The organism is Roseomonas sp. 18066 (assembly GCF_902706185.1).
In the GTDB taxonomy this organism is placed as follows: domain Bacteria; phylum Pseudomonadota; class Alphaproteobacteria; order Acetobacterales; family Acetobacteraceae; genus Pseudoroseomonas.
Genome location: NZ_CACSJM010000016.1, coordinates 31,524 through 57,467, shown reverse-complemented (window position 1 = coordinate 57,467; position 25,944 = coordinate 31,524). Strand labels below are relative to the sequence as shown.

General features: G+C 71.8%; 26 protein-coding genes. 12 read left to right on the top strand and 14 right to left on the bottom strand.

Going from position 1 to position 25,944, the window contains the following annotated elements:
• Window positions 1-43 precede the first annotated feature (43 nt).
• Window positions 44-1,474 (top strand): cysteine--tRNA ligase, encoded by a 1,431-nt coding sequence (gene cysS, locus GVN67_RS05435; protein WP_159993594.1) that lies wholly within the window; start codon window positions 44-46, stop codon window positions 1,472-1,474.
• A gap of 51 nt (window positions 1,475-1,525) precedes the next feature.
• Here cysS and GVN67_RS05430 read toward each other — a convergent pair whose 3' ends face one another.
• Entirely contained in the window at window positions 1,526-2,398 is an 873-nt protein-coding gene (locus GVN67_RS05430; RefSeq protein WP_159993592.1) for a sulfite oxidase heme-binding subunit YedZ, read from the bottom strand.
• Window positions 2,399-2,560: 162 nt separating this feature from the next.
• Between GVN67_RS05430 and GVN67_RS05425 the strand changes: the two genes are divergently transcribed.
• Together GVN67_RS05425 and GVN67_RS05420 are read left to right on the top strand one after the other, a co-directional pair.
• Complete coding sequence (locus tag GVN67_RS05425) at window positions 2,561-2,935, top strand: DUF305 domain-containing protein (RefSeq protein ID WP_159993590.1); 375 nt, start codon at window positions 2,561-2,563, stop codon at window positions 2,933-2,935.
• 83 nt (window positions 2,936-3,018) lie between these two features.
• Window positions 3,019-3,846: an RNA methyltransferase gene (locus GVN67_RS05420; RefSeq protein WP_159993588.1), complete on the top strand. Its 828-nt coding sequence runs from the start codon at window positions 3,019-3,021 to the stop codon at window positions 3,844-3,846.
• Window positions 3,847-4,100: 254 nt separating this feature from the next.
• On the opposite strand, the gene gshB is transcribed toward GVN67_RS05420, so the two are convergent.
• On the bottom strand, window positions 4,101-5,054 hold the full coding sequence (gshB, locus tag GVN67_RS05415; RefSeq protein ID WP_159993586.1) for a glutathione synthase: 954 nt from the start codon (window positions 5,052-5,054) through the stop codon (window positions 4,101-4,103).
• A 139-nt stretch (window positions 5,055-5,193) separates the two neighbouring features.
• Between gshB and GVN67_RS05410 the strand changes: the two genes are divergently transcribed.
• Genes GVN67_RS05410 through dnaQ form a run of 3 tightly spaced genes read left to right on the top strand, consistent with a single transcriptional unit; the run spans window position 5,194 to window position 7,320 of the window.
• Complete coding sequence (locus GVN67_RS05410) at window positions 5,194-6,027, top strand: shikimate dehydrogenase (RefSeq protein ID WP_200845141.1); 834 nt, start codon at window positions 5,194-5,196, stop codon at window positions 6,025-6,027.
• A gap of 4 nt (window positions 6,028-6,031) precedes the next feature.
• Window positions 6,032-6,616: a dephospho-CoA kinase gene (coaE, locus tag GVN67_RS05405; RefSeq protein WP_159993582.1), complete on the top strand. Its 585-nt coding sequence runs from the start codon at window positions 6,032-6,034 to the stop codon at window positions 6,614-6,616.
• Entirely contained in the window at window positions 6,613-7,320 is a 708-nt protein-coding gene (gene dnaQ, locus GVN67_RS05400) for a DNA polymerase III subunit epsilon (protein WP_159993580.1), read from the top strand. The genes coaE and dnaQ overlap by 4 nt, the downstream gene beginning before the upstream one ends.
• Here the strand turns inward: dnaQ and GVN67_RS05395 are convergent.
• Window positions 7,271-8,218, bottom strand: coding sequence for a LysR substrate-binding domain-containing protein (locus tag GVN67_RS05395; protein ID WP_159993578.1), 948 nt, complete (start codon window positions 8,216-8,218; stop codon window positions 7,271-7,273). The two genes, dnaQ and GVN67_RS05395, sit on opposite strands and share 50 nt — an antisense overlap.
• 101 nt (window positions 8,219-8,319) lie before the next feature.
• Here GVN67_RS05395 and GVN67_RS05390 point away from each other — a divergent pair, with 101 nt between their 5' ends.
• A complete protein-coding gene (locus GVN67_RS05390) occupies window positions 8,320-8,964 on the top strand; it encodes a pyridoxamine 5'-phosphate oxidase family protein (RefSeq protein WP_159993576.1) in 645 nt (214 codons plus the stop codon).
• On the opposite strand, the gene GVN67_RS05385 is transcribed toward GVN67_RS05390, so the two are convergent.
• The 4 genes from GVN67_RS05385 to GVN67_RS05370 form a co-directional block, all read right to left on the bottom strand.
• On the bottom strand, window positions 8,915-9,331 hold the full coding sequence (locus tag GVN67_RS05385) for a DUF1801 domain-containing protein (protein WP_159993574.1): 417 nt from the start codon (window positions 9,329-9,331) through the stop codon (window positions 8,915-8,917). The genes GVN67_RS05390 and GVN67_RS05385 overlap by 50 nt on opposite strands.
• A gap of 12 nt (window positions 9,332-9,343) precedes the next feature.
• Entirely contained in the window at window positions 9,344-10,486 is a 1,143-nt protein-coding gene (locus GVN67_RS05380) for a hypothetical protein (protein WP_159993572.1), read from the bottom strand.
• Window positions 10,487-10,548: 62 nt separating this feature from the next.
• Complete coding sequence (locus GVN67_RS05375; protein ID WP_159993570.1) at window positions 10,549-11,382, bottom strand: aldo/keto reductase; 834 nt, start codon at window positions 11,380-11,382, stop codon at window positions 10,549-10,551.
• Between the two features lie 188 nt (window positions 11,383-11,570).
• Complete coding sequence (locus GVN67_RS05370; RefSeq protein ID WP_159993568.1) at window positions 11,571-12,734, bottom strand: amidohydrolase; 1,164 nt, start codon at window positions 12,732-12,734, stop codon at window positions 11,571-11,573.
• A gap of 25 nt (window positions 12,735-12,759) precedes the next feature.
• Between GVN67_RS05370 and GVN67_RS05365 the strand changes: the two genes are divergently transcribed.
• The 4 genes from GVN67_RS05365 (at window position 12,760) to GVN67_RS05350 (ending at window position 19,897) form a co-directional block, all read left to right on the top strand.
• On the top strand, window positions 12,760-14,694 hold the full coding sequence (locus tag GVN67_RS05365; protein WP_159993566.1) for an autotransporter assembly complex family protein: 1,935 nt from the start codon (window positions 12,760-12,762) through the stop codon (window positions 14,692-14,694).
• Window positions 14,694-18,428: a translocation/assembly module TamB domain-containing protein gene (locus GVN67_RS05360; RefSeq protein WP_159993564.1), complete on the top strand. Its 3,735-nt coding sequence runs from the start codon at window positions 14,694-14,696 to the stop codon at window positions 18,426-18,428. The genes GVN67_RS05365 and GVN67_RS05360 overlap by 1 nt, the downstream gene beginning before the upstream one ends.
• A 404-nt stretch (window positions 18,429-18,832) precedes the next feature.
• Window positions 18,833-19,021, top strand: coding sequence for a hypothetical protein (locus tag GVN67_RS05355; RefSeq protein WP_159993562.1), 189 nt, complete (start codon window positions 18,833-18,835; stop codon window positions 19,019-19,021).
• A gap of 12 nt (window positions 19,022-19,033) precedes the next feature.
• A complete protein-coding gene (locus tag GVN67_RS05350; protein WP_159993560.1) occupies window positions 19,034-19,897 on the top strand; it encodes a DMT family transporter in 864 nt (287 codons plus the stop codon).
• Window positions 19,898-20,003: 106 nt separating this feature from the next.
• On the opposite strand, the gene minE is transcribed toward GVN67_RS05350, so the two are convergent.
• From minE to minC, 3 genes are read right to left on the bottom strand one after another with little or no spacing between them, the layout of a single operon-like run.
• Window positions 20,004-20,315 carry a cell division topological specificity factor MinE gene (minE, locus tag GVN67_RS05345; protein WP_159993558.1) on the bottom strand — a complete coding sequence of 104 codons (312 nt, stop codon included), beginning with the start codon at window positions 20,313-20,315 and terminating at the stop codon, window positions 20,004-20,006.
• Window positions 20,312-21,130 carry a septum site-determining protein MinD gene (gene minD / locus GVN67_RS05340; RefSeq protein ID WP_159993556.1) on the bottom strand — a complete coding sequence of 273 codons (819 nt, stop codon included), beginning with the start codon at window positions 21,128-21,130 and terminating at the stop codon, window positions 20,312-20,314. Before minD ends, minE begins: the two co-directional genes overlap by 4 nt.
• Window positions 21,131-21,179: 49 nt before the next feature.
• On the bottom strand, window positions 21,180-21,929 hold the full coding sequence (minC, locus tag GVN67_RS05335; RefSeq protein WP_159993554.1) for a septum site-determining protein MinC: 750 nt from the start codon (window positions 21,927-21,929) through the stop codon (window positions 21,180-21,182).
• A gap of 454 nt (window positions 21,930-22,383) precedes the next feature.
• Between minC and GVN67_RS05330 the strand changes: the two genes are divergently transcribed.
• The gene (locus GVN67_RS05330) at window positions 22,384-23,217 is read left to right on the top strand and encodes an alpha/beta hydrolase (protein WP_159993552.1); all 834 of its coding nucleotides are present in this window, start codon (window positions 22,384-22,386) and stop codon (window positions 23,215-23,217) included.
• A 55-nt stretch (window positions 23,218-23,272) separates the two neighbouring features.
• Here GVN67_RS05330 and gloA read toward each other — a convergent pair whose 3' ends face one another.
• The 4 genes from gloA to fabZ are packed head-to-tail and all read right to left on the bottom strand — an operon-like array spanning window position 23,273 to window position 25,934.
• Entirely contained in the window at window positions 23,273-23,686 is a 414-nt protein-coding gene (gene gloA / locus GVN67_RS05325) for a lactoylglutathione lyase (protein WP_159993550.1), read from the bottom strand.
• An 11-nt stretch (window positions 23,687-23,697) separates the two neighbouring features.
• Window positions 23,698-24,558 carry an LpxI family protein gene (locus GVN67_RS05320; protein ID WP_159993548.1) on the bottom strand — a complete coding sequence of 287 codons (861 nt, stop codon included), beginning with the start codon at window positions 24,556-24,558 and terminating at the stop codon, window positions 23,698-23,700.
• Window positions 24,559-24,562: 4 nt separating this feature from the next.
• Window positions 24,563-25,441, bottom strand: coding sequence for an acyl-ACP--UDP-N-acetylglucosamine O-acyltransferase (gene lpxA / locus GVN67_RS05315; RefSeq protein WP_159993546.1), 879 nt, complete (start codon window positions 25,439-25,441; stop codon window positions 24,563-24,565).
• Window positions 25,442-25,445: 4 nt separating this feature from the next.
• Window positions 25,446-25,934: a 3-hydroxyacyl-ACP dehydratase FabZ gene (gene fabZ / locus GVN67_RS05310; protein ID WP_159993544.1), complete on the bottom strand. Its 489-nt coding sequence runs from the start codon at window positions 25,932-25,934 to the stop codon at window positions 25,446-25,448.
• Between the last annotated feature and the right edge of the window lie 10 nt (window positions 25,935-25,944).

Genomic DNA, 25,944 nt, shown 5'->3' with positions numbered 1-25,944 from the left:
CCGATACAGCCCCCCGAACCGACACCCCCGACAAGGCAGAGTGATGACCGAACTGGCCTTCCACAACAGCGCCACGCGCCAGCGGGAAAGCTTCATCCCGCTCGACCCGCAGCATGTGCGCCTCTATGTGTGCGGCCCGACGGTCTACGATCTGGCGCATCTGGGCAATGCCCGGCCGGTGGTGGTCTTCGACGTGCTGGCGCGCCTGCTGCGCCGCCGCTTCGACCGCGTCACCTATGTCCGCAACATCACCGACGTGGACGACAAGATCAACGCGCGCAGCCAGGCGAGCGGCGAGCCGATCGGCGCCATCACCGCGCGCACCACCGCCGATTTCCACCGCGACATGGCGGCGCTGGGCTGCGAGGCCCCCGACGAGGAGCCGCGGGCGACCGACAACATCGCCCAGATGATCGAGCTGATCGAGCGGCTGGTGGCCAATGGCCATGCCTATGCCGCCGACGGCCATGTGCTGTTCTCGGTGGCCAGCTTCCCCGGCTATGGCGCGCTGTCCGGCCGCTCGCCGGAAGAGATGCTGGCCGGCGCCCGGGTCGAGGTCGCGCCCTACAAGCGCGAGGCCGGCGACTTCGTGCTGTGGAAGCCCTCGGCCGAGGACCTGCCGGGCTGGGACAGCCCCTGGGGCCGCGGCCGGCCGGGCTGGCATATCGAATGCTCGGCCATGTCCTGGCGCTATCTGGGCCCGGATTTCGACCTGCATGGCGGCGGGCACGACCTGCTCTTCCCGCATCACGAGAACGAGCAGGCGCAGTCGGTCTGCGCCTTCCCCGGCTCGCGCTTCGCCCGCACCTGGCTGCACAACGGCATGCTGCTGGTCGGCGGCGAGAAGATGTCGAAGTCGCTCGGCAACTTCCTGACCGTGCGGGACATCCTGGCCCGCGGCGCCTGGGCCGGCGAGGCTTTTCGTCTGTTGCTGCTGAAGACGCATTACCGGGCGGCGCTGGATTATACCGTCGAACGGCTGGACGAGGCCAAGGGCGAGCTCGACGATTTCTACGCGCTGCTGGCGCGGGACCTGCCGGCGCCTGCCGAGGATGATGCGCTGGTGGCCGAGATGGCCGAATGGGCGCTGGAGCCGCTGGCCGACGACCTGAACACTCCGTTGGCGCTGGCCCGGCTGCGCGACCTGCGCACGCTGGAGAATGTGGCGACGGTGGGCGGCTCGGCCACCACGGTGCTGCACCGGGTGGGCCGCGACTGGACGCCGGTCTCGGGCCAGGCGGCGGCCGCGTTGCGCCAGGCGGCCGCGGTGCTGGGCCTGCTGGGCAGCGATGCCCGGGTCTGGCGCCAAGCCGGCACCGACGACAGCGCCGCCATCGAGGCCGCCATCGAGGCGCGCCTGGCCGCGCGTCGTGCCAAGGACTGGGCCGAGGCCGACCGCATCAGGAACGAGCTGGCGGCGCAGGGTGTGGTGCTGGAGGATGGTGCCGGCGGCACCACCTGGCGCAAGGCCTGAGTTTTCAGCGCTGGCCCCGAAAGGGCCGGTGACATGGGGGCGCGGGGGAATTCATTCCCCCGCTCTTGCTTTCTTTTTCTTCTGCCCTTGCCCGCGCACCAACCGAAGCGCCAGCATCCCCGCCGCCGCGATCCCCACCCAAAGCGCCGGCCGCAATCCGAAATCCACATCGAGATTGGCTTCCAGCACCGGCAGCGGCGGCACCCCGGTGGCGACCCCGTACCAGGCGGCCTCGATCAGGGCGGTGCCCAGCGCCGCGCCCACCCCCAGCAGCACCAGCCGCCCGATGCCCGGCGCCCCGCCTTTCGGCGCCAGCGCGCGGTAGCCCAGCAGCCAGAGCAGCAGGCCGGCCATCAGCACCGCCTCGGTGACGTCGATCTTGGATTGCAGGGCGAAATGCAGCACCGCCAGCCCGGCCAGCCCATAGACCACCTTATGCAGCAGCGCCCAGCGCCGCCCGCCCAGGCGCTTGACCCAGCCATCAGTCGAGGTCACCCCCAGCACCACCAGCCCGAGCAGCGCCACGAAGCCGATGGTCAGGTAGATGCGCAGGGCGATCTCGGTGACCAGCCGGGCCAGGTCCCATTTCAGCTCCAGCGCGTAGAGCACCAGGTGCAGCAGGGCATAGGCCATGGCCCCCAGCCCCACCATGCGCCGCACCAGCATCAGCCGCGGCCAGCGCAGCAGCTGCCGCGCCGGGGTGACCAGCAGCGACAGCCAGAGGATGCGCACCGCCCAGAGGCCGGTGGTGTGGATGGCCTCCATGATCGGCCGGCCGCCGAGCTGCCCCTGGGCCGCCAGCGCCGCCAGCCACAGCCCTGGCAGGAACAGCCCGACCAGCACCGCCAGCTTGAAGGGGGAAAAACTGCCCTGGCGGTCGCGCCAGGGAACAGCCAGGGGCGGCAGGGAAAGCGGCAGCGACATGCGGTGTCCGGGGCAAGGGGCTCGGCATCATGTGGCGCCGCCCCGCCCCCGCGCCAGCGCGGCGTTACACTTTGCGCGGGGCCGTGACCGGGCGCGGCCCTTGCCTTCCCCCCATGGCAAGGCGGCACTGTCCGGCGGCACCCCGCTCAGGAGCCCTGCCGCATGCCGCATTTCCGCTGTCGCCCCGTCGCCCTCGCCCTGCTGGCGGGGTTTCTGGCCACCCCCGCCCTCGCCCAGCATGCCGGCCACGGCGCCGCTGCATCTGCCCCGGGCCCGGCCGCCAGCGCCTCCACCGCCGAGCTGCAGGCCGCCAATGCAGCGATGCATCGCGGCATGGCCGCCGTCCGCTTCACCGGCGATGCCGATCGCGACTTCGCCGCCAGCATGATCCCGCACCACGAGGGCGCCATCGCCATGGCCCGCATCCAGCTGCGCCATGGCCGCGACCCCGCCATGCGCCAGATGGCCGAGGAGATCATCGCCGCGCAGGAGAAGGAGATCGCCAGCCTGCGCGCCTTCCTGGCCCGGCCGGGCTGAGCGCCGATCGGCCCTTTCGCCGGCGGCGCCGGGCGGCTATCGGGGGGCGCTGATTCAAAGCCCCCCGAAGGATGACCCTGCCCATGACCGGCCGCGATGGTGGCGCCGACCTGAAGCCGCTCCCCGGCGAAAGCCCGATCGTGGTGCTGGTGCGCCCGCAGCTGGCCGAGAATATCGGCACCACGGCGCGGGCCATGGCCAATGGCGGGCTGTTCCACCTGCGGCTGGTGGCGCCGCGCGACGGCTGGCCGCTGGAGCGCGCCTGGTTCGTCTCGTCCGGCGCCGACCGCATCCTGGACGCGGCGACGGTGCATGAAACGGTGGCCGACGCGGTCGCCGACTGCCACCGCGTCTTCGCCACCTGCCCCCGCCCGCGCCACGTGGTCGTCCCGCTGCGCACCGCCCGCGCCGCCGCCGAGGACCTGGTGGAGATCTGCCGTGGCCAGGAAAAGCGCGCCGCCATCCTCTTCGGCCCCGAGCGCGCCGGACTGGAGAACGACGACCTGGCCCATGCCGACACCCTGGTCCGCTATCCGCTGAACCCGGACCACATGTCGCTGAACCTGGCCCAGGCGGTGATGATCCTGGCCTACGAATGGTGGAACGCGGCGGAGGACAAGACGCCGCCCCGCCTGCTGATGACCAACGAGACCCGGGTGGCGACCAAGGGGGAGCTGGAAGGCTTCCTTGGCCGCCTGACCGGGGAGCTCGACGCCTGCGGCTTCCTGGACAACCTGCCCAAGCGCCCGGGCATGGTGCGCAACCTGCGCCACTGGTTCCAGCGCGGCGAAGTGACGGAACAGGAACTGCGCACCCTGCACGGGGTGGTGACCGAACTGTCCCGCGGCCGCATGAAACGCGGGCGTCCGGAAGAACTGGATCCGCCGATGCCAGAGATTCAGGAAGACTGAGAAGGCTGGGGGAATGAATTCCCCCAGACCCCCATCTTTTTTCTGATCACCGGCCTTGGCGTGACCTGCACTTCAACTGCGCCGTCGCCCGGGCATCACGGCGGGGCGCTGTTTTAATACATCAGCGCTCGATCAAAGGTCGCGCTGATGCTGGGCCGGGCCACGTCCTGTCGTCACGTGGACACGGCAATCTGACAGGAAAAAGAAGGGGTCCAGGGGAATTCATTCCCCTGGCCTACCCAACTCTTCTCTCATCAGCCTTCGCTTTTACGCGCCTCGATCGCGTCCCAGATCGCCTTCTCCAGGTGGATCCCGTCGAAGCGGGCCAGTTCCTGCAGACCCGTAGGCGAGGTGACGTTGATCTCGGTCAGGTAGTCGCCGATCACGTCGATGCCGACGAAGGTCAGGCCGCGCTTCTTCAGCTCCGGGCCGATGCGCTCGCAGATCTCGCGGTCGCGCGGGGTCAGGGCCACGGCTTCCGGGCGGCCGCCGACATGCATGTTGCTGCGGCTTTCGCCTTCCGCCGGCACGCGGTTGATGGCGCCCATCGGCACGCCGTCGACCAGGATGATGCGCTTGTCGCCCAGGCGCACGGCGGGGACGTATTGCTGGATCATCAGCGGCTCGCGCGACTTCTCCGCGTACATCTCGAGCAGCGAGTTCAGGTTGCTGTCCTCGGGCCGCAGGTGGAAGACGCCGGCGCCGCCATTGCCGAACAGCGGCTTGACGATGATGTCGCCGTGCTTCTGGCGGAACTTGCGCACCTGTTCCGGGTCGTGGGTGATGATGGTGTCCGGCATCAGCTCCGGGAACTGCATCACGAACAGCTTCTCGGGCGCGTTGCGCACGCTGGCCGGGTCGTTCACCACCAGGGTCTTCGGGTGGACATGCTCGAGGATATGGGTCGCCGTGATGTACGCCATGTCGAAGGGCGGGTCCTGGCGCATCAGCACCACGTCCATCTCCGACAGGTCGTATTCGGCCAGCTCGCCCAGGGTGTAGTGGGCGCCCTTCTCCCGCTGCACCGTCACCGGCTGCATGCGGGCCAGCACGCGGCCGGCGGCCAGGGTCAGGTCGCGGACGTGGTAGTGCCACAGCTGGTGGCCGCGCGCCTGCGCCTCCAGCATCAGGACGAAGGTGCTGTCGCCGTCGATATTGATCCCCTGGATCGGGTCCATCTGGACCGCGACCTTCAAAGCACGCGTCATGCCGGGCTCCTGTCTCATAGGCTCTGTTGCCGCAGTGGTGGCATTGCGCGGCGCGGATTGCCAGGGGGGCTTGCGCGGGCAGCCGCGCAAAGGGGCATTGACCGGCGCCGCGGCTCCGTCGATTCATGGCCGCATGACGATCATCTCCGGCAAGGCCAGGCTGGCGGGCGTGCTCGGCTGGCCGGCCTCGCATTCGCGCTCCCCGCTGCTGCATGGCCATTGGCTGCGCCGCCATGGCATCGACGGCACCTATATCCCGCTGCAGGTCGCGCCCGGCGACTTCGCGGCGGCCGTGCGGGCGCTGGTGACCCTGGGTTTTCGGGGCGCCAATGTGACCATCCCGCACAAGGAGGCCGCCTTCGCGCTCTGCGACAGCGTGGACGCCACGGCGCAGCGGGCGGGGGCGGTGAACACGCTGGTCTTCCGCGACGGGCGGATTTTCGGCTCCAACACCGATGGCTTCGGCTTCCTGGAAAGCGTGCGGGAGCAGGCGCCGTCCTGGCAGGCCGCGTCCGGCCCCGCGGTGCTGCTGGGCGCGGGCGGGGCGGCGCGGGCCATCGCCGCGGCGCTGCTCGATGCCGGCTGCCCCCGGCTCACCATCGTCAACCGCAGCGCCGAGCGGGCCGAGGCCCTGGCCGCCGAGCTCGGCGGGCCGGTCTTCGTCGCCGATTCCCCGCCGCTGGAGGATGCGGCGCTGCTGGTCAATTCGACCAGCCTCGGCATGGCCGGCCAGCCGCCGCTGGAGATCGACCTGTCCCCCCTGCCCGCCCAGGCGGTGGTGGTGGATGCGGTCTATGTGCCGCTGGAGACGCCGCTGCTGGCCGCCGCGCGTGCCCGCGGCCTGGTCGGCGTCGATGGGCTGGGCATGCTGCTGCACCAGGCGCGGCCGGGCTTCGAGGCCTGGTTCGGCGTGGCGCCTTCGGTGGATGCCGATCTGCGCGACACCGTCGCCGCCGACATCCCGCGCCGCTGACGCGATGAAGATCCTCGGCCTCACCGGTGGGATCGGGATGGGCAAGTCGACGGCGGCGGCCACCTTCCGCCGCCACGGCCTGCCGGTCTTCGACGCCGATGCGGCCGTGCATGCGCTGCAGGCCCGCGGTGGCCGCGCGGTGGCGCCGATCGGGGACGCCTTTCCCGGTTCCATCCGCGACGGCGCCGTGGACCGCGAGGCGCTGCGCCGCGCCGTCCTCGGCAACCCGCCGGCGCTGAAGGTCCTGGAAAAGATCGTCCACCCGCTGGTGCGCGCGGAGGAGCGGCGCTTCCTCGGCCGCGCCCGGCGGCAGGGGCGGCGGCTGGTGGTGCTCGACATCCCGCTGCTCTTCGAGACCGGCGGGGCCGCGCGCTGCGACGCCGTGGTGGTGGTCTCGGCGCCGGCCGCGGTGCAGAAGGCCCGGGTGCTGCGGCGCGGCGGCATGAGTGAAGAAAGACTCGCCGCCATCCTGGCCCGGCAGACGCCGGATGCCGAGAAGCGGCGCCGCGCCGATTACGTGATCCGCACCGGATTGTCCCGCGCCCATGCGCGCCGCGGCATCCGGCGCCTGCTGGAGAAGCTTCGATGAGCCGCACTTTGGTGCTCGACACCGAGACCACCGGCTTCGACCCGGCGACCGGCGACCGCGTGCTCGAGGTCGCGGCGGTCGAGCTGGTCAACCTGGTCCCCACCGGCCGCTTCTACCACCAGCTGATCGACCCCGAGCGCGAGGTGCCGGAGGAAGCCGTGAAGGTGCACGGCTTCACCTGGGACATGCTGCGCGGCAAGCCGAAATTCCCGGCCATCGCCCAGGACATGCTGGACTTCCTGGGCGACGACCCGATCGTCGCGCACAACGCGCCCTTCGACTTCGGCTTCCTGGATGCCGAGCTGAAGCTCGCGGGCCGCGGCCCGCTGGACCGGGTGCGGATGGTCGATTCGCTGCAGCTGGCCAAGAAGCGCTTCCCCGGCCTGCCGAACAGCCTGGACGCGCTGTGCCGGCGCTACGGCATCGACAACTCGATGCGCACCGCCCACAACGCGCTGCTCGACGTGCAGCTGCTGGCCCAGGTCTATCTGGAGCTGATGGGCGGCAAGCAGCCAGGCCTGGCGCTGGCCACCCGCTCCAATGTCGCCGCCCCCGTGGTGATCACGGTCGACTCCGACGTCACCGCCCGCGTTCCGCGCCCGATCCTGCCGACGGAAGACGAGCTCGCCGCCCACCGCGCCTTCCTGGGCAAGCTCAAGGAGCCGCTGTGGACGGCGCTGGAGGCGGCGCCTCCGCCGGGCTGATCGCGGAGATCCCGGCGCGCAGCCGCGGGATGGCGTAATCCAGGAAGAAGCGCAGCTTCAGCGGCAGGGTGGCGCGCGGCGCGTGCAGCAGGCTGACCGGGCGCGGCGCCGGCTCGAAGGCTTCCAGAACGCGGACCAGGCTGCCGCGGGCCAGGGCCCCGGCGCATTGGTAGCGCAGCAGCCGGGTGACGCCGAGGCCGCGCTCGGCCGCCGCCACCGCCGCCTCGGCGGTCGAGACCGACAGCCGCGGGCGCAGCGCCACCGCCACCCGCTCGCCGAAGCGCCAGAGCGGCGCCGGCAGGCCGCCTTCGGTGACGAAGTCGAAGGTGACGCAGGGCAGGCCCGCCAGCGCCGCCGGCCGGTCCGGCAGGCCATGGGCGTCCCAGAAGCCCGGGCTGGCGCAGACCACCTGGCCGATGGCGCCCAGCCGCGTCGCCACCAGGCTGCTGTCCGGCAGCGGGCCGATGCGCAGCGCCAGGTCCACATGGTCGTCGACCAGATGCAGGTTGCGGTCGGACAGCGCCAGGCGGATGGCGATCTCCGGATAGGCCTCGAGGAAATCGGCCACCACCGGCAGCACATGCAGCCGGCCGAACAGCACCGGCGCGGTCAGCACCAGGGCGCCGCGCGGGGCGCCGAACGCGCCGGCGGCCTGGCGCTCGGCGGCCTCGACCTCCTCCAGGATGCGGCGGGCGCTGGACAGATAGGCCTCGCCGGCCTCGGTCAGCGCCAGGCGGCGGGTGGTGCGCAGCAGCAGCCGGGCGCCCAGATGCGCCTCCAGCTCGGCGAGCTTGCGGCTGACGGTGGGCAGCGGCATGTGCAGGCTGCGCGCGGCGGCGGTCAGGCTGCCCCGCTCCACCACCCGCAGCAGCAGCCCCATCGCCTCCAGCCGGTCCATTTTTCTTTCAGATTCCGAGAGAATGGCTTTCGAGAATACGGGATTATTCGCGGGCGGCGGAAGCGCCATTCTGCCGGGGAACAGACAGGAGATGGTTCGCCATGGCCTATAGCTTCCTCGACACCTATGCGACGCCCTCGGTGCAGGCCGCCCAGGCCGCGATGGGCGCCGACCACCTGTGGCGCGCTGGCGGACGCGACCGCGTCTTCGACCGGATCGACGAGGATGTCGCCGCCTTCATCGCCGAGCGCGACAGCTTCTACATGGCCAGCACCGCCGAGAATGGCTGGCCCTATGTCCAGCATCGCGGCGGCCCGGCCGGCTTCCTGAAGGTGATCGACCCGGTGACGCTGGCCTTCGCCGACTATCGCGGCAACCGGCAGTATATCTCGACCGGCAACCTGGGTGCCGATGACCGGGTGGCGCTGATCCTGGTCGATTATCCGCGCCGCGCCCGGCTGAAGCTGCTGGCCCATGCCGAGGTGGTGCCGCTGGGCAGCGACCCGGCGCTGGAGGACGCCGTGCGCGACCCGGCCTATCGCGGCCAGCCGGAAAGAATCTTCCGGCTGAAGCTGCAGGCCTATGACTGGAACTGCCCGCAGCACATCACGCCGCGCTTCACCGCCGACCAGGTCAATGCCGGCGTCGCCCCGCTGCGCGCGCGCCTGGCCGAGCTGGAGGCGGAGAATGCCGCCCTCAGGGCTTCGCTCCAGGGGTCCAGCCCGGCAGGCGCGCAGCCTGGCTGATCCAGCGCGCCAGCTGCGCCTCGTCCAGCGCCGCGCCCTGCGCGATGTGGACATACCGCACCGCCGGATCCCTGGCGCCGACCGGCGGCACCGGGTCGAGCGACGCGCCCCGGAAGAAGGCCAGCTTCAGGCAGCGCGTCAGGGCATGCAGGCCGAGGAACCAGCCCTGGCCTTCGACGCCATAGAGCGGCGAGTTCCACTTCACCGCCTTGCGCACCCCGGGCAGCGTCGCCGCCACCAGCGCGTCCAGCGCCCGGGCCTGGTCCTGCTTCCAGCCCTCGAGCCCGGCGATCCAGGCCTGCACGGGGGCGTCGCCTTCGCCCTTCGGGATCTGCGGATTGCCGCCGGCGAGCCGCTTCACGTCCATGCCGTGCCTGCCTCAGCCCAGCCGGCCCAGCAGGCGGGCCAGGCCGCGCAGGCTGTCCGCCCCGGTCTTGTCGAGCGCCCGGCGCAGCAGGGTGCGGATGGTGCTGATCTGCACGCCGCGGGCGAAGGCGATGGCATCCGGGGTGGCGCCGCGCGCCAGGGCCGCGGCGGTGGAGGCCTCGGCGACGGTCAGGCTGAACAGCCCGCGCAGCAGCTGCTCCAGCCGCGCCGCATCCTCGGCGGCGTCGAGGGTGCGCAGGGTCAGCAGGGCGAAGCCGCCACCGGCGGCGCGTGCGCCCGCGTGGCGCAGGGCCCGCGGCAGCGGGGCGACCAGGGCGGCCAGGCGCTCGCCGGTCGCCGGATGCTGCAGGGTCAGGGCGCCGCCGGAATCGCCGGTCGCCGCCCGGCCGATGGCGGCCAGCAGCCATTGCGTGTCGCGCGGGATGGCGGCGGCCAGGCGCCCGTTCTGGCGGCCGAAGCGCAGCGGGCCGCCGGTGCGTTCCATCGCCTCGGCGGCGGCATTGGCCATGACCAGCTGGCCCTCGGCGTTCAGCACCAGGGCCGGCATGCGCAGCGCGTCCAGCGCGCCAAAGCCGAGCTCGGCCTTCAGCTCGGCGGCCTGCAGCCGCTCGGCCAGTTGCATCGCCCGCTGCAGGTGCGGCCGCAGCACGGCCAGGGTGTCGAGCGCCGCCGCGTCGAAGGCGCCGAATTGCTGCGGCCGGTGCACCGCGACGACGCCGAAGCGCGACAGGGCATCCGGCGGCGCGCGGGCGGCGACCAGGTGGAAGGCGTCGATATGGCGGGCGAAGTCGTTGTAGTAGGGGGTGGCCGCGAAATCGGCATCGGCGATCGCATCCTGGCCGCGCAGCACGGTCAGATGCGGGTTGTCGATGGCGAAGCGGGCCCAGGGATCCTCGCGGTGCCAGTGCCGCTCATAGAGCGCCAGCGCCTCCGGATCGATCTGGCTGGCCTGGATGGCGCCGACCGGGGCGCCGCTGCGGCCATCGACGGCGAAGACGCCGACGCTGCCGGCGCCGAGCGTCAGGCGCAGCTGCTCGGCGAAACGCGACAGGGCGTCAGGCTGCAGGGCGGCGTCGTAGAGGGTGCCGAGCAGCGTTTCCCAATCCGGCAACGGCAGGCAGGACGGGTTCCACATCCTTCTGCGTTACCGCAACGAAGTGCGACACGGCAAGCGCCGCATCGCACTTGTATCCTAGATCATGCGTTCCAATCGGGGGCGAAGTCGGGGTTCACCCGGCGCCAGTCCTTCGGCAGGGCGTCGATGGCGGCGATATCGGCCGCATCCAGCCTGTCGATCAGCGCCAGGGCGTCGAGGTTGCCTTGCTGCGTCTCGCGCCGGCCGGCCTTGGGGATGGCAACCACCATCTCCTGCTTCAGCAGCCAGGCCAGCGCGACCTGCAGGCCAGAGAAGCCGTGCTTCCTGCCGATCTCCGCCAGCACCGGCTGGTCGGCCAGGGCGCCCTGGCCGAGCGGCGAATAGGCGGTCAGCGCGATGCCGCGCGGCTGGCAGAAATCCAGCAGCTTTTTCTGGGACAACAGCGCGTGGTACTCGACCTGCAGGGCCGCCGGCTGGCCGCCAAGGGCTTCCACCTCCTGCATCAGACCCAGAGGAAAATTGGAGACGCCCCAGCGGCGGACCAGCCCGCTGTCCTGCGCCTTCTGCATGGTCTTGACCACGGCGGGCAGGTCCATGTCGGGGCGCGGCCAATGGACCAGGAACAGGTCCAGGTAGTCGGTGCCGAGCTTCTTCAGCGAGCCGGCGAGCGAGCGCTCGATGGCCTCGGGCGCCAGGTTTTCCCACCAGACCTTGCTGGTCAGGAAGATGTCGCCGCGGGCCAGGCCGGAGGCGGCCATGCCGGCGCCGACCTCGGTCTCGTTGGCGTAGCGGTCGGCGGTGTCGAGGGCGCGGTAGCCGAGGGCGAGCGCGCTTTCGACCGAGGCCTGGCCTTCCGCGCCGGAGAGCTTCCAGGTCCCCAGGCCGAGCTTCGGGATATCGATGCGCGCCGAGGTGGCGTTCGGAATGCTGGCCATGGTCTGCGGTGTCCCTGCTTTCTGACAGAAATAGAGGGGGTGCGGGGGGATACCTCCCCCCGCCCTTGCTTGCTTCTCTTTAACGGAACCTTTCGCCGTCGCCGCGGTTACGCGGCGCGCAACTCATGGCCGTGGCGGGCGTTGCCCCGGTCATGCCGGCCCTTCGCCTTGCTCCGGACCGTGCCGATTCACTCCGCCTTGGCATCCTTGGCGAGGGCGCGGCGCGCCGTCTCGGCCAGGAAGCCGCTGGCCACCGGCAGGACCGCGTCGTTGAAATCATAATGCGGGTTGTGCAGCTCCCGCCCGCCCTCGGCCGGCCCGTTGCCGATCCAGACGAAGGCGCCCGGCACCTTGTGCAGGAAATGGGAGAAGTCTTCCCCCGTCATCGCCGGCCCGACATCGCGGCGCAGCGTGGTGACGGCGGCGGCCGCCTCGGCGGCCAGCTCGCGCGGCTCGGCATGGTTGGCGGTGACCGGCACGCCACCGCCGATGATGGCCTCGGCCTCCACCCCGAAGGTGGCGGAGACGCCGGCGGCGACGCGGCGCAGCCCGTCGCGGATCTGCTCGCCGACCTCGTCGGTCAGGTAGCGCAGGCTGCCCTTGATGACGACGCGGGCGGCGATCTGGTTCTGCGCCTCGCCGCCATTGACCACGGTCAGGCTGACCACGCCGGTGGCCATCGGGTCCAGGCTGCGCGCCACGATCGACTGGCAGGCGACGATGGCATGGCCGGCGGCGACGATCGGGTCGCGGGTCAGATGCGGCAGGGCGGCGTGGCCGGCATGGCCGTCGATGACGATCTCGAAGCGGTTGCCGGCCGCCATCACGGCATTGTCATGCACCGCGATGGTGCCTGCGGGCAGGCCCGGCCAGTTGTGCCAGCCGAAGATGCGGTCCATCGGAAAGCGCTGGAACAGCCCCTCCTTCACCATCGCCGCGGCGCCGCCGCCGCCTTCCTCGGCCGGCTGGAACACCAGGCGGACGGTGCCCTTCCAGCTGTCGTCCTGCAGCAGCAGCGCGGCGGCGCCGAGCAGCGCCGTGGTGTGGCCGTCATGGCCGCAGGCATGCATCACGCCCGGATTGGTGCTGCGCCAGGCCAGGTCCTGGGCGGCTTCCTCGATCGGCAGCGCGTCCATGTCGGCGCGCAGGCCGACGCTGCGGTTGCTGCCCGGCCGGTGCAGGCTGGCCACCACGCCATGGCCGCCGATGCCGGTCACGATGTCGGTGACACCGAGCTCCTTCAGCTTCTCGACCACGAAGGCCGCGGTCGGGCCCTCATGCAAGGTGAGGCTCGGATTGGCGTGGAGATGCCTGCGCCAACGCGTCAGTGTTTCGGCAAGGGTCGGATCCATGTGCTAGGGCATACCGCTTAAGCCGATGCGTCTCAAATCCTCCCTCCCCCTCGCCCTGTTCTCCGCCGGCCTCGGCCTGGCGATCCCTCTGGCGGCCGTGCTGCATGCACGGGCGCAGGACGCGCCGGCGAATGCGCCGGCCGCCGCCGAAGGTGATGCCGAAACAAGGGAGAATGACGCGCCCGAGGTCGCCGCCGAGCGCACGGTGACCTATGCGGTCACCCTGCCCGAGACCGGCGACGAGGCGCTGGACGGCGCAATTTCCCGCGCCTCGGCGCTGGAGCAGCTGCGCGAGCGCGCGCCTGTCGATAGCTATGGCCTGGTCAGCCGCGCCATCGCCGAGTCGGGGACGATGCGCGACGCGCTGCGCTCCGAGGGCTACTACGCCGGCACGGCGCGGGTGCTGCTGGACGGGTCGACGCCGGACACGCCGGGCCTGGCCGACCGGCTGGCGGCGCGCAGCGGCGACACGCCGATCCCCATCGTCATCACCGTCGAGAAGGGCGCGCAGTACAAGATGGCGGCGGTGCGGCTGCAGGCCGAGCCGACCGGCGCCTCGATCGAGGATGCCGGGACCGCCGGGATCGACGAGGGCAGCCCCGCCCGCGCCCAGCCGATCCTGGATGCGGAAGGCCGCATGGTCACCGCGCTGCGCGATGCCGGGCATCCTTTCGCCAGCCTGCGCCGCCGCGTCACCGTCGACCACGACACGCAGCGGATGGAAGTGTCCTTCCTGGTGACCCCCGGGCCGCGGGCGAATTTCGCCCGGCCGTCGGTCACCGGCGAGCAGCGCACGCACAGCTCCCTGCTGGCCGACATGGTGGCGCCGATGGAGGGCCAGCAGTTCAGCCAGGAGAAGATCGACCAGACCCGGCGCGACCTGCTGAGCCTCGGCGTCTTCAACACCGTGCGCGCGCGGGCCGCCGACCGGCTGGACGAGGCCGGCCACCTGCCGGTGACCTACACGGTGATCGAGCGGCCGCTGCATGCCATCGGCTTCGGCGCCGCCTACGAGACCCGCTACGGCCCAACCTTCAGCGCCTATTGGGAGCATCGCAACCTGCTGGGCGGCGCCGAGCGGCTGCGCATCGAGGGCGAGGTCAACCGGCTGGGCGCCACCGGCGATACCAGCGACACCGGCGGCAAGGTCGGCGCCAGCCTGAAGACGCCCTGGTTCGCCGGGCGCAACCAGACGCTGACCTTCGATATCGCCGCCCTGCGCGAGCGTCCCGACGCTTACGATCGCGACGCCTTCACCCTGGGCGCCCTGCTGGAGCGAAACGTGTCGCCCCGCCTGTCCTGGGGCGCCGGGCCGCAGGTCGAGTTCAGCCGGGTGACGCAGGATGGCGAGACCACCAGCTACCAGCTGCTCGGCATGCTGGGCACGCTGCGCTGGAACGACACCGACAGCCTGCTGAACCCCAGCCGCGGCACCCGCGCCACCGTGCTGGTCAACCCGATCTACAGCCTGGGCGAGAGCAACGTCTTCACCCGGCTGCGGGTCCAGGGCAGCACCTATTTCGACATCAGCGGCGACAAGGGCAGCATCCTGGCGCTGCGCGGCGTGGTCGGCAGCATCGTCGGCGCCAGCTTCGGCGGCGTGCCGCCGGACAAGCGCTTCTATTCCGGCGGCGGCGGCTCGGTGCGCGGCTACAGCTACCAGTCGGTCGGGCCGCGCACGGCCTCCGACGAGCCGGCCGGCGGGCTGTCGCAGATCGAGGGCAGCATCGAGCTGCGCCAGCGCGTCTCCGGCAATCTCGGCATGGCGGCCTTCGTCGATGCCGGCGCGGTCACCCGCGATCCCACCCCCACCTTCAGCAACCTGAAGGTCGGCGCCGGCCTCGGCGTGCGCTACCTGACCGCCATCGGGCCGCTGCGCGCCGATGTCGGCATTCCGCTGAACAAGGAACCGGGCGACAGCGCCTTCGGCCTCTATATCGGCATCGGGCAGGCTTTCTGATGCGCCGGCTGCTGCGCTGGGCCGGGGTCACCCTGGCCCTGATCATCATCGTGCCGATTCTGCTGCTGGGCGGCGTGCTGCTCGGCGCCAACACCGCGCCCGGCCAGCGCATGATCGCTGACCTGGCGCAGCGCTTCGTGCCGGGGCTCACCATCGAGGGGCTGCACGGCCCGCTGCCCGGCGCCCCCGGCTTTGCCCGCCTCACCATGGCCGACGCGAAAGGCCCCTGGCTGGAGGTGGAGAATGCCCGCATCGACCTCGACCTGCGCGCGCTGCTCAGCCGCGAGCTGCGGGTGGAAGAGATTTCTGCCAGCCGCATCGCCTTGCTGCGGTTGCCGGAGGCCGATCCCAACGCGCCGCCGCCCGAGCCGGCCCCGGCCGATGCGCCGCTGATCCCGTCTTTGCCCGAGCTGCCGGTCGCCATCCGCCTGGAAAAGCTGGCCATCGCCCGCATCGAGATCCCGCGCGAGCTGGTGGCCGCGACCGTCGAGGAGCATGGCCCCGCCCCCGGCTTCGCGCTGTCGCTGAACGGCGACGCCTCCTTCATCGCCGCCGCCCTGCAGGCGAAGCTCGCGGTGCAGCGGCTGGAGGCGGCGGGCTCGCTGAACCTGGCGCTCGGCCTCGACCCCAAGGGCCGGCTGCTGGCCGATCTGCGGGTGCAGGAGCCGGCCGGCGGCGTGCTGGCCACCGGCCTCGGCATTCCCGATGCGCCGGCCGATCTCAGCCTGAAGCTGGATGGCCCGGCGAGCGGGGCCGCGCTGACGGCGCGCGCCGATTTCGGCGGCCAGGCCGGCTTCCGCGCCGAGGGCCAGGTGTCCCTCCAGCCCGGCGGCGCCGGCGGCCTGACCCTGGCCGGCCACCTGGATTCCCCGGCCATCCTGGCGCCGCCCCCGGTACGGGCGCTGGATTTTTCCCTCGATGCGGTGATCCCCGCCAGCGGCCAGCCGGAGCTGCGATCGCTGCGCCTGACCACCGAGGCGGGTGAAATCCGCGCCAGCGGCAGCATGGCGCTGCTGAAGGCCGAGGCGCGGGTCGCCGCCTCCAGCGTGCTCGGCCCGCTGGTGCCCGAGATCGTCGGCTGGGACAGCATTCTGCTCCATGCCGAGATCCGTGACGGGCAGAACATCACCGCCCAGCTGCGCCCCCAGGGCCTGCGCGGGCCCGACCCGCTGTCGACCGTGCTGGGCCCGGCGCCGCAGGTGGATTTCGCCGGCACCCCCTTCCGCATCGACAGCCTGGAGCTGCGCGGCAATGGCGCCAAGCTGAACGTCCAGGGCACCGGCTGGGACCTGCTGGACATCGCGGCGCAGCTGGAGGTGCCGAACCTGAAGGCCATCCGGCCGGAGCTGGAAGGCCCCGCCCGGCTGGAGGCCCGCGTCACCGGCCCCGTCGCCGACCCCGCCATCCGCCTGCATCTGACCAGCCCAGGCCTGGTCGCGGCGGGGCGCAGGATCGAGAACCCGGACCTCACCGCGGAAATCCCGGCGGTCAGCGCCTATGGCGGCACGCTGCGCCTAACCGGCCGCGCCGAGGGCCAGCCGGTGCAGGTGGCGATCCGCGCCGCCCGCGACGGCGAATCCGTGCGGCTGGAACAAGCAGAAATCACATTCGGTCCGGTGCGCGCCACCGCCGAGGGCCGCTACGACATGGCGGCCGCCCGCTTCGACGGCCAGATGACGGCCGGCGCCGAGAACATCGCCCCGCTTTCCGGCCTGATCGGCCAGCCCGTCGCCGGCGGCTTTCGCCTGACCGCGAAGCTGGCGCCCACCGCCGAGGGCCGCCAGTCGATCGATGCGCGGCTGACGGCGCAGCAGGTGCAGCTGGCCGGCCAGGCCTATGGCGCCGAAATGACGCTGAAGGGCACCGACGCCGCCCTCGACTGGGATGTGAAGGGCCGCCTGCCCCAGGCCAATGTCGCCGGCCGCGGCCGCTTCAGCCGCAACGAGGCCGGCATGCGCCTCGACATCGCCGCCTTCGATGCCAGCCAGGGCGAGATGGGCATCCGCCTCGCCGCCCCCGGCAGCATTCTTCTTCCTACCTCCGGCGCCATCGAGATCCCTGGGCTTCGCCTGGCCGCCCGCCCCGCCGGCAACTTCACCGTCAGCGGCCGCTGGGGGCCCGAGCGCGCCGATATCCGGGTGGCCTTGGCCGCCCTGCCCGCTTCGCTGGTCAATATGTTCGCGCCCGAGCCGCGGCTGCAGGGCAGCGTCGTCGGCGAGGCCCGCATCACCGGCCCGGTCTCCGCCCCCGAGGTCACCGCGACGATCAACGGCACCGGCCTGCGCGCCGAGGCCCCCTGGTCGCAGGGCTGGCCCGCCGCCACCCTGAAGCTCGACCTGCAGCGCAGCGGCGCCGGCGCCATCCAGGCCACCGCCGCGCTGCGCATGGGCACGCTGATCACCCTCGACGCCTCGGCCGGCCTGCCGCGCGGCCCGGGCGCCGACGCGCCGCTGACCGCCTCGGTCAAGGGCAACCTAAACATCCAGCCGCTGGTCGCCCCCTCGCTGGGCGGCGGCGCCATGCGCGTCACCGGCCGCATCGCCATCGATGCCGGCGCCACCGGCACCATGGGCGCGCCGGTGCTGACCGGCGCCGCGACGCTGTCGGGGGCCGAGGTGCGCAACCCGCTCTTCGGCCTGCGCCTGACCAATATCGGCGGCCGCATCCGGCTGCAGGGCGACCAGGTGCTGGTCGAGAACATCACCGCCCGCGCCGGCACCGGCCGCATCACCGTCAACGGCAATGCCCAGCCGATGGCCCCGGGCATCCCGCTCGACATCGCCATCACCGCCCGCGACGCGACGCCGGTGCAGAGCGAGCTGGTCACCGCGCTGATGGATGCCGACCTGCGCTTCACCGGCCCGCTGCAGGTCAGCCCCGCCCTCGGCGGCACCGTGCGCCTCAAGCGCGTCGCGCTGAACATCCCCTCGGCCCTGCCCGGCGGCGGCGTCGCGACCTTGGGCGAGGTGCGCGAGCGCGGCGCCAACGCGCCCCCGCCGCCGCCGCCCGCGACGCCCGCGCCGCCCATCGCGCTGAACGTCACCGTCGAGGCGCCGCAATCCATCCTGGTGCGCGGCCGCGGGCTGGATGCCGAGCTCGGCGGCACGCTGAAGGTCGGCGGCACCGCGGCCGACCCGCAGCCGGCCGGCGGCTTCAACCTGCGCCGCGGCACCTTCCAGCTGCTCGACCGCCGCCTGACCTTCAGCAAGGGCGACCTGAACTTCGACGGCAGCCTGATGCCCAGCCTGGATTTCGCCGCCACCACCACGACCCAGGGCGTCACCATCACGCTGACCATCACCGGCGAGCCGGCCAAGCCGACCATCGCCTTCAGCTCCGAGCCCGAGCTGCCGCAGGACGAGGTGCTGGCCCGGCTGCTGTTCAACCGCTCGGTCGACAAGCTGTCGCCGCTGGAAATCGCCCAGCTGGCCGGCGGCGTCGCCAACCTGGCCGGCGTCGCGCCGGGGGGGTCGCGCGGCTTCCTCGGGCGCATCGCTGATCGGCTGGGGCTCGATCGCCTCGGCGTCGGCAACAGCAATGGGGGGTTGGAAAATCCCTCGGTGCAGGCCGGCGGCTATGTCGGGCAGGGCGTCTATGTCGGCGTCGAGCAAGGCGCCGATGGCGGGCCACGCGCCAGCGTCCAGGTGGAAATCACCCCGCGGCTGAAGCTGGAAAGCTCCACCGGCGGGGAATCGGGGGAAAGGGTCGGACTTTCCTATGAGCTTGAGTACTGATCATCAGAAAGCGCCGGGGGAATGAATTCCCCCGGACCCCCTTCTCTTTCTCTCCGCGCTGCCGCCCAGGGTTGAACGGCGCGGCACCAAGATTTTTTTGCGGGCGCGAACTTCGCGAGGCGCCACGAAAACACAAGAGAACAACAAAACCATCCACAGAGGGCAGGCCTTCGCCACCCGTTCCGTGACAGGGCGGGCTGCGCTATCCTGGCCGCCATGGATGCAACGCAGGCGAGCCCCGTGACGTGGCGCCCGGCGGGCCTAGGCCCGGCCGGCGGCAACGCCATGCCCCGCCGCCGCGACCCCGCCGCACCCTAAAACCCCTTCGCCCTGCCGCCGCCTGCCTTCGCACGGACCTCGCGCCCGGGCGGCGGAACAGTCTTTGACCCCGAGGAACCCCTGACATGCGCGCTTTCGACGGCCAGATCTCCGGCAACCGCCCCATCTCCCGCTCGCCCGAGGAAAAGAAGCGCCAGCTCCGCGAGCTCAAGGAAGCCCTGGCCGCCCTGAAGCCGCATGCCGCCGCCAGCCTGCGCGAGTCGCTGACCGCCAAGATCAAGGCCCTCGAGACCGAGCTCGCCGGCCGCCGCTGACCGTCTGCCGCCATGCGACCCCGTCGCCCGCCCTCCGCCGCCCTGGTGGGCATGGGGCTGATGCTGCTGGCGGCGCTGAGCGGCGCCGGCGTGAACGCCTGCTACCGCGCAGCGCTTCGCGACGGGCTGCCGGTGCCGCTGGTGCCCTTCGCCCGCGGCGCCATCACCCTGGCCGTGCTGGCGCCCTGGATCCTGCGCAGCGGCCCGGTGGCGGCGCTGGCCACCCGCCGGCCGCTGCTGCACCTGGCGCGCGGCGGCGCCGGCATCGCCACCTTCCTGCTGCAGCTGCTGGCCATCCTGTGGCTGCCGCTGGCCGATGCGGTGGCGATGATGTCCGCGCGTCCCCTCTGGGTGCTGCCGCTGGCCGCCCTGCTGCTGCATGAGCGGGTGCGCCGCGACCGCGCGCTGGCCGCCGGCATCGGCTTCATCGGCGTGCTGATCATCGCCCAGCCCGGCAGCGACCTGTCGCTGGGGACGCCGGCCGCCATGGCCGCGGGGCTGTGCAGCGGGCTGGTGCTGATCTGCTTCAAGAAGCTGTCCACCACCGAGCCGCCGGCCCGCGTCATCGCCTGGTACGCCGCGCTGTCGGTGCTGTTCTGGGGCCCGGTCTCCGCCTTCGTCTGGCAGATGCCCAGCCTTTTCGCGCTGCTGATGCTGGTGGGGGGGACGATGTTCGCGCTGGTCTCCGACCTCTGCGCCTCGGCCGCGGCGCGGCGGGCGGAAGTCGGGCTGCTGGCGCCCGTCGAATATGCGCAGATCCCGGCCAGCGCCATGATCGGCTGGGCCGTCTATGCCGAGCAGCCGGGCTGGGGGCTGCTGCTGGGCACGCTCGCCATGCTGGCGGCGACCCTCTACCTGGTGCGCCGCGCCCGCTGAGACAGGGCCGGCGGCGAGGCTTGCGCCGGCCGGGGGGCCGTGCAGGCGGGAACGGGCTGCGGCGGGGGGACCGCCGTGTCGGGTCGGAAAAAGGCCGGCCGTCTGGTCAGACGGCCGGTCGTCCTGCGGCGCCGGCGTCGCGGCCGGGCGGCGGCGCGGCGGGGGCCGGCAGCTCCACCTCGATCGCCAGCGTGCTCATGTCGCCCCCGCGGTCGAGGGAGACATTCACCGCCTTCGGATCGATCGAGACATAGCGCGCGACCACCTGGATCAGCTCGCGCTGCAGCCGCGGCAGGAAGTCGTCGCCGCTGCGGTTGATGCGCTCATGCGCCAGCACGATCTGCAGCCGTTCCTTCGCCGCCCCCGCCGTGGAGGCCGGGGGCTTGCGGTTGCCGCGGAAGACGTCCAGCCAGCTCATGCTGCCCTCCCACCGAAGAGCCGGGACAGGAAGCCCTTCTTCTCCGGATCGATGAAGCGATGCGGCCGATCCTCGCCCAGGAAGCGGGCCACCGCATCCTTATACGCCGTCCCCGCGCTGGACGCCTCATCCATGATCACCGGATTGCCGGTGTTCGAGGCCTTCAGCACGCTCTCGCTCTCCGGGATGACGCCCAGCAGCGGGATGGCCAGGATCTCGCGGATATCCTCGAGCTTCAGCATCTCGCCGCGCTCGACGCGGTTGGCGTCGTAGCGGGTGACAAGGAGATGCTCCTTCACCGGGTCCTTCTTCTCCTCGGCGCGGCGCGACTTGGACTGCAGCACGCCGAGGATGCGGTCGGAATCGCGCACCGAGGAGACCTCGGGGTTGGTCACCACGATCGCCTGGTCGGCGAAGTACAGCGCCAGCAGCGCGCCCTTCTCGATGCCGGCCGGGCTGTCGCACAGGATGTAGTCGAAGTCCTGGCTCAGCTCCTCGATGATCTGGGCGACGCCTTCCTTGGTCAGCGCGTCCTTGTCCCGCGTCTGGCTGGCCGGCAGGATCGACAGCGTGTCGACCCGCTTGTCGCGGATCAGCGCCTGGTTGAGCTTCGCCTCGCCATTGATCACGTTGACGATGTCGAAGACGACACGGCGCTCGACGCCCATGATCAGGTCGAGGTTGCGCAGGCCCACGTCGAAGTCGATGACCGCCGTCTTCTTGCCGCTCTGGGCGAGACCGGTGGCGAAGGCGGCGGAGCTTGTGGTCTTGCCGACCCCTCCCTTGCCGGACGTCACCACGATCACTTGCGCCATGAATCTCTCCTTCTGTTCCGGAACAAACTGAGCCAGTCGTCGTTGGGGCTCAGCCCAACCGGTCGAATCGCATGTTCTCGCCGATCAGCCGCACCTGCACGGGCTTGCCGATCGGGGCATCCGACAGCCCTTCCCGCACCGCGTAATAGCCCGCGATCGAGACCAGCTCCGGATCGAAGTTCAGCGCGAAGACGCGCGCCTCCATGTTGTCGGCGCCGCCGGCGATGGCGCGGCCCCGCAAGGCGCCATAGACGTGCAGGTTGCCATCCGCAATCACCTCGGCCCCGGGATTGACCGTGCCGTTGATGATCAGGTCGGCGCCCTGCGCCCAGATCCGCTGCCCGGCGCGCACCGCATGGTCGATCACCATGGTCGGCCGGGTCGAGCCCGGGGCCAGCGGCGGCTCGGCGGCCGCGGCGGCGGGCTGGGGGGCGGGCGGCGCCATCTCCACCGCCTCGTCCTTGCCCCCGGCGGCGCGCACCGGCGGCAGCCCGGCGCCCTGGGCCGCGGCGCGCAGCTCGGGCGAGCCGCCCACCGTGCCGATCGGCATGATCTCGATGGCGCGCAGCTCGTTGACCAGGGTGACGAAGTCGACCTCGTGCGGCGCGACGTTCAGGTCGTCCAGCCCGATCACCAGCGGCGCGAAGCGGAGGAAGCCGGGGGCGCGGCGGAACTGGTCGGCGATCGCGGGCACGATCACCGCCGCGCGCGGGTCCAGCAGCCGGAGCACCAGCAGGTTGAAATTCGCGCCCCGCAGCCGGAATGGCTCAAGGCGGGGATTGAGGGCGGGCGCTGACATCGGGTCTGGTGACGGTCCTGGCTGGGTCTTCGTTTGCTGGAACGGGGTTTCGGTCGGCGTGAAACGAGAGGCCGACCTCGGGTCGGGTTATTGGGCATCCGGCCGGCAGGGCGCCTGTCGGTTGGGCATTCTGCCACCGAAGGCCTCCCGGATTGCCAGGAATTCTTCATCTATACAGGCGCTGGACGGCAAGGCGAAGGCCGGCCCGTGCAATGCCCTGCCAGATTGCCCGGTAAAGCCGCGATTTTTGCCGCCGGGCGTGGGCGATCGGCCACAGCCGGCCCGCGGCACGAAGGTTGCAATGCCCCAGCTGTCATCCAGGGGAGTCCTTCGCCATGCCGCATCCGCGCCCTTGCCTGCGCCAGCGCCGTCGGCTGCGCCAGCACAGGGGTGCCTGGCGGCATTATCCCGGGGGGGATGCGATTCTTCGCGTCGCCCCGGGATGCGGCCGCCGATGATCGCGGTGCCGCCGCTGCCGCCACGCGGCCAGCGCAGCGCCGTCCGCCCCGCCAGCGCGCTGCCGCCGCCGGCCGAGCTGGCGGCGCAGCGCCAGGCCGATTCCGCCGCACTCCGCGCCGCGCGGCCGGGCAAGCTGGACCTGCCCTACACGGCCACCGCCGAATGCCGCTGGGACCTGTACCCGGCGCTGCGGCCGGATGCGCCGGTGCTGGTGCTGCTGCCGGGCGACGACTGGCAGGGCAGCCGGCTGCAGGCCGGCGCCGTGGCGCAGGGGCTGCTGGCCCACGGCTGGGCGGCCGCCCTGCCCGGCCACAGCGCCGCCCCCGAGGCCAGCCTGACCCGCATCGTCCGCCAGATGCACCGCGCGCTGGACTGGCTGGCGGCGCAGGCGCCGCTGCATGGCGTGGCGGGCCCCGTGCTGCTCTGCGGCTGGGGGTCCGGCGCCCATCTGGCGGCGATGCTGCTGGACCATCCGCGGGTCACCGCCGGCCTCGGCCTCTGCGGCCGCTACGACCTGGCGGGGCTCGAGGAGCGGCTGGCGCTGAACCCGCTGGAGACCGAGGTGCTGTCGCCGCAGCGCCTGCCGGTGGTGCGCAAGCCTTTCGCCCTGGCCTATGGCGAGGCGGATGCGGCCGAGCTGCAGCGGCAGAGCCGCGGCTTCCACGCGCATCGGGCGATGGATGGCGGCGGCGGCCCGCTGCTGCCGCTGCCCGGGCTGGAGGTGGAGGGCGTGCTGGAATCGCTGCGCGCGCCGGACGGGCTGCTGTGCCACACGGCGCGGGTGCTGATCGAGGAATCGCTGGCCCGCCCGCCGCAGGCCGAGGACTGAACGAAAAAGGCGCGGCCCCGGGGGGCCGCGCCTTCGCCGCGTCGCTGGTCGCGACTTAGCCCTTGGTGCCGGCCTCGGCCGATTTCCGCTCGATCAGCTCGATCTTGTAGCCGTCCGGGTCCTCGACGAAGGCGATGACCGTGGTGCCGAACTTCACCGGCCCCGGCTCGCGGGTGATCTTCGCCCCGGCGGCGCGCAGCGCGTCGCAGGTGGCGTAGATATCGGGCACGCCGATCGCCAGATGGCCGAAGGCGGTGCCGAGCTCATACTTCTCGACGCCGTAGTTGTAGGTCAGCTCGATCACGCCGGCGCCGGTGCTCTCGGGGGCGTAGCCGACGAAGACCAGCGTGTACTTGCCGTCGGGCACGTCGTTGCGGCGCAGCTCCTTCATGCCGAGCAGGCCGGTGTAGAAGCTGACGCTGCGCTCGAGGTCGCCGACGCGCAGCATGGTGTGCAGGAAGCTGCTCATGGGGGGGCTCCTTAGAGGGGTTCGTTCCAGGCCGGAGCCTGCACGTCGATGGCCAGCAGGAACAGCCCCGCCGCATCGGCGGCGGCGATGGTCTCGGCGCGGTCGACGATGATGGTGCCATTGGCCTCGATGGCCAGGCCGCGCAGCCCGGCGGCGGCGGCCCCCGCGACGGTCGCCGGGCCGATGGTCGGCAGGTCGACGCGGCGGTCCTGGCCGGGCTTCAGGATCTTCACCAGCACGCCGCCCGGCCCCTCGCGGTGCAGCGGGCCGCAGCGCGACAGCATGGCGTCGGTGCCCTCGATCGCCTCGACGGCGAGGACCAGCCCCTGCTGCACCACCGCCCCCTGGCCGACATCGACGGCGCCCAGCGCGCGGACCACGGCGATGCCGCGGGCGATGTCGCGCACGGCCTGGCTGTCGGGGGCATGGCGGCCGAGCTGGCCGGCGCTGGGCTGCAGCAGCTCGGCCAGCAGCGCCTGGGCCGGCAGCGGCTCGAAGCCCTCTTCCCGGAGCACGCGGATCACCGCGGTCAGGAGAGAGTCGTCGCCGCCGAAAGCCTTCATGCCGATGCGCGGCAAGAGCTTCGCGGCCCCCGCATCGGGGCGTAATGCCAGGAAGCTCGGGCGCCGGACCTGGCCGGCCAGCACCAGCTCGCGGCAGCCGGCGGCGCGCAGCCATTCCAGCATCCGCCCGCCGGCGCCCAGCCGGCAGGTGATCTGCGGATAGGCGGCATAGTCGGCCGGATTGCCGAAGCCTTCCAGCACCACGACATGCGGGCGGCGCCCGGCGGCGGCGGCGGCGGCGGCCGCGCGCTGCGGCATCAGCCCGCCGCCGACGATCATGCCGAGCGGCGCGCCGGCGAGCTCCGTCATGGCGTCAGGACTCGGTCGCGTCGTCATCCTCGACCGCGACGCGGCGGGCGCGGCACAGGCCGCGATGGCTGTCGGCACGCATGAAGGTCAGGATTTCCTGCACCACCGGGTCCTGGCCGTGATCGGCCTCGACCACCTGGATGCGGTCCTGCAGCTGGCCGGCATGGCGGAACAGGCTGCGGAAGGCGGCGCGCAGGATGTTGATCTGCGGCCGCGGGAAGCCGCGGCGCTTCAGCCCGATCAGGTTCAGCCCGGTCAGCCGGGCGCGGTTGCCCATGACGGCGCCGAAGGGGATGATATCGGCTTCCACGCCGGACATGCCGCCCACCACCACCTGGCGCCCGATGCGGACGAACTGGTGGATGGCGGCGCCGCCGCCGACGAAGACGGTGTCGCCGACATGGACATGGCCGCCGAGCATGACGTTGTTGGCCAGGATCACATGGTGATCGAGGGTGCAGTCATGCCCGACATGGGCGGTGCACATGATCAGGCAGTCAGGCCCGACCGTGGTCACGCCATGGCCGCCGACGCTGCCGCGGTGGATGGTGGCATGCTCGCGGATCTGGGTGCGGGGGCCGACGACCACGCGGGTCGGCTCGCCTTTGTACTTCAGGTCCTGCGGCGCCATGCCGATGGTGGCGAAGGGGCTGACCTGCACGGCGTCGCCGATGCTGGCATGGCCGTCGATCACCACATGGCTGACCAGCACCACGTCGCGCCCCAGCACGACGTCGGGGCCGATCATGCAATAGGGGCCGATGCGGCAGCCCGCGCCGATGCTGGCGCCCGGCGCCACGATGGCGGTCGGGTGGATCTGGGCGCCGGGATCGATCTGGCGGGTGGCTTCGGGCTGTTCTGTCTCGGTCACGCGTTCGAGCATCCGCTCAGCGGTCCATGATCATCGCGGCGTAGCTGGCCTCGGCCACCGCGACCCCGTCGACCCGGGCCACCGCGTTGAACTTCCAGACATTGCCGCGCTGACGGTCCTTGTTGATGTGAATCTTGAGCTGGTCGCCCGGCACCACCGGACGGCGGAACTTGGCGTTCTCGATGCTCATGAAATAGACGATCTTGCCATGCGCGCTGGGGCCCAGGGTCTCGACCACCAGCACGGCCGCGGTCTGCGCCATCGCCTCGATGATCAGCACGCCCGGCATCACCGGATGCGCCGGGAAATGGCCCTGGAAGAAGTTCTCGTTGACGGTGACGTTCTTGATGCCGATGGCGCTCTCGCCCAGCACGATGTCGACCATGCGGTCGACCAGCAGCATCGGATAGCGGTGCGGGATCGCGCGCATGATGCGGGCGATGTCGATGCTTTCCAGAATCTGCTTGGGCGCCGCCTCGGTGGAAGGCTGCTCTTGCTGGTCCATGCCGTCAGTC

What these genes read in the sequence shown, in the direction of transcription:
- cysS (WP_159993594.1), top strand. Translation starts at nt 44, where the DNA reads ATGACCGAACTGGCCTTCCACAACAGCGCCACGCGCCAGCGGGAAAGC.
- GVN67_RS05430 (WP_159993592.1), bottom strand. Translation starts at nt 2,398, where the DNA reads ATGTCGCTGCCGCTTTCCCTGCCGCCCCTGGCTGTTCCCTGGCGCGAC.
- GVN67_RS05425 (WP_159993590.1), top strand. Translation starts at nt 2,561, where the DNA reads ATGCCGCATTTCCGCTGTCGCCCCGTCGCCCTCGCCCTGCTGGCGGGG.
- GVN67_RS05420 (WP_159993588.1), top strand. Translation starts at nt 3,019, where the DNA reads ATGACCGGCCGCGATGGTGGCGCCGACCTGAAGCCGCTCCCCGGCGAA.
- gshB (WP_159993586.1), bottom strand. Translation starts at nt 5,054, where the DNA reads ATGACGCGTGCTTTGAAGGTCGCGGTCCAGATGGACCCGATCCAGGGG.
- coaE (WP_159993582.1), top strand. Translation starts at nt 6,032, where the DNA reads ATGAAGATCCTCGGCCTCACCGGTGGGATCGGGATGGGCAAGTCGACG.
- dnaQ (WP_159993580.1), top strand. Translation starts at nt 6,613, where the DNA reads ATGAGCCGCACTTTGGTGCTCGACACCGAGACCACCGGCTTCGACCCG.
- GVN67_RS05395 (WP_159993578.1), bottom strand. Translation starts at nt 8,218, where the DNA reads ATGGACCGGCTGGAGGCGATGGGGCTGCTGCTGCGGGTGGTGGAGCGG.
- GVN67_RS05390 (WP_159993576.1), top strand. Translation starts at nt 8,320, where the DNA reads ATGGCCTATAGCTTCCTCGACACCTATGCGACGCCCTCGGTGCAGGCC.
- GVN67_RS05385 (WP_159993574.1), bottom strand. Translation starts at nt 9,331, where the DNA reads ATGGACGTGAAGCGGCTCGCCGGCGGCAATCCGCAGATCCCGAAGGGC.
- GVN67_RS05380 (WP_159993572.1), bottom strand. Translation starts at nt 10,486, where the DNA reads ATGTGGAACCCGTCCTGCCTGCCGTTGCCGGATTGGGAAACGCTGCTC.
- GVN67_RS05375 (WP_159993570.1), bottom strand. Translation starts at nt 11,382, where the DNA reads ATGGCCAGCATTCCGAACGCCACCTCGGCGCGCATCGATATCCCGAAG.
- GVN67_RS05370 (WP_159993568.1), bottom strand. Translation starts at nt 12,734, where the DNA reads ATGGATCCGACCCTTGCCGAAACACTGACGCGTTGGCGCAGGCATCTC.
- GVN67_RS05365 (WP_159993566.1), top strand. Translation starts at nt 12,760, where the DNA reads ATGCGTCTCAAATCCTCCCTCCCCCTCGCCCTGTTCTCCGCCGGCCTC.
- GVN67_RS05360 (WP_159993564.1), top strand. Translation starts at nt 14,694, where the DNA reads ATGCGCCGGCTGCTGCGCTGGGCCGGGGTCACCCTGGCCCTGATCATC.
- GVN67_RS05355 (WP_159993562.1), top strand. Translation starts at nt 18,833, where the DNA reads ATGCGCGCTTTCGACGGCCAGATCTCCGGCAACCGCCCCATCTCCCGC.
- GVN67_RS05350 (WP_159993560.1), top strand. Translation starts at nt 19,034, where the DNA reads ATGCGACCCCGTCGCCCGCCCTCCGCCGCCCTGGTGGGCATGGGGCTG.
- minE (WP_159993558.1), bottom strand. Translation starts at nt 20,315, where the DNA reads ATGAGCTGGCTGGACGTCTTCCGCGGCAACCGCAAGCCCCCGGCCTCC.
- minD (WP_159993556.1), bottom strand. Translation starts at nt 21,130, where the DNA reads ATGGCGCAAGTGATCGTGGTGACGTCCGGCAAGGGAGGGGTCGGCAAG.
- minC (WP_159993554.1), bottom strand. Translation starts at nt 21,929, where the DNA reads ATGTCAGCGCCCGCCCTCAATCCCCGCCTTGAGCCATTCCGGCTGCGG.
- GVN67_RS05330 (WP_159993552.1), top strand. Translation starts at nt 22,384, where the DNA reads ATGATCGCGGTGCCGCCGCTGCCGCCACGCGGCCAGCGCAGCGCCGTC.
- gloA (WP_159993550.1), bottom strand. Translation starts at nt 23,686, where the DNA reads ATGAGCAGCTTCCTGCACACCATGCTGCGCGTCGGCGACCTCGAGCGC.
- GVN67_RS05320 (WP_159993548.1), bottom strand. Translation starts at nt 24,558, where the DNA reads ATGACGGAGCTCGCCGGCGCGCCGCTCGGCATGATCGTCGGCGGCGGG.
- lpxA (WP_159993546.1), bottom strand. Translation starts at nt 25,441, where the DNA reads ATGCTCGAACGCGTGACCGAGACAGAACAGCCCGAAGCCACCCGCCAG.
- fabZ (WP_159993544.1), bottom strand. Translation starts at nt 25,934, where the DNA reads ATGGACCAGCAAGAGCAGCCTTCCACCGAGGCGGCGCCCAAGCAGATT.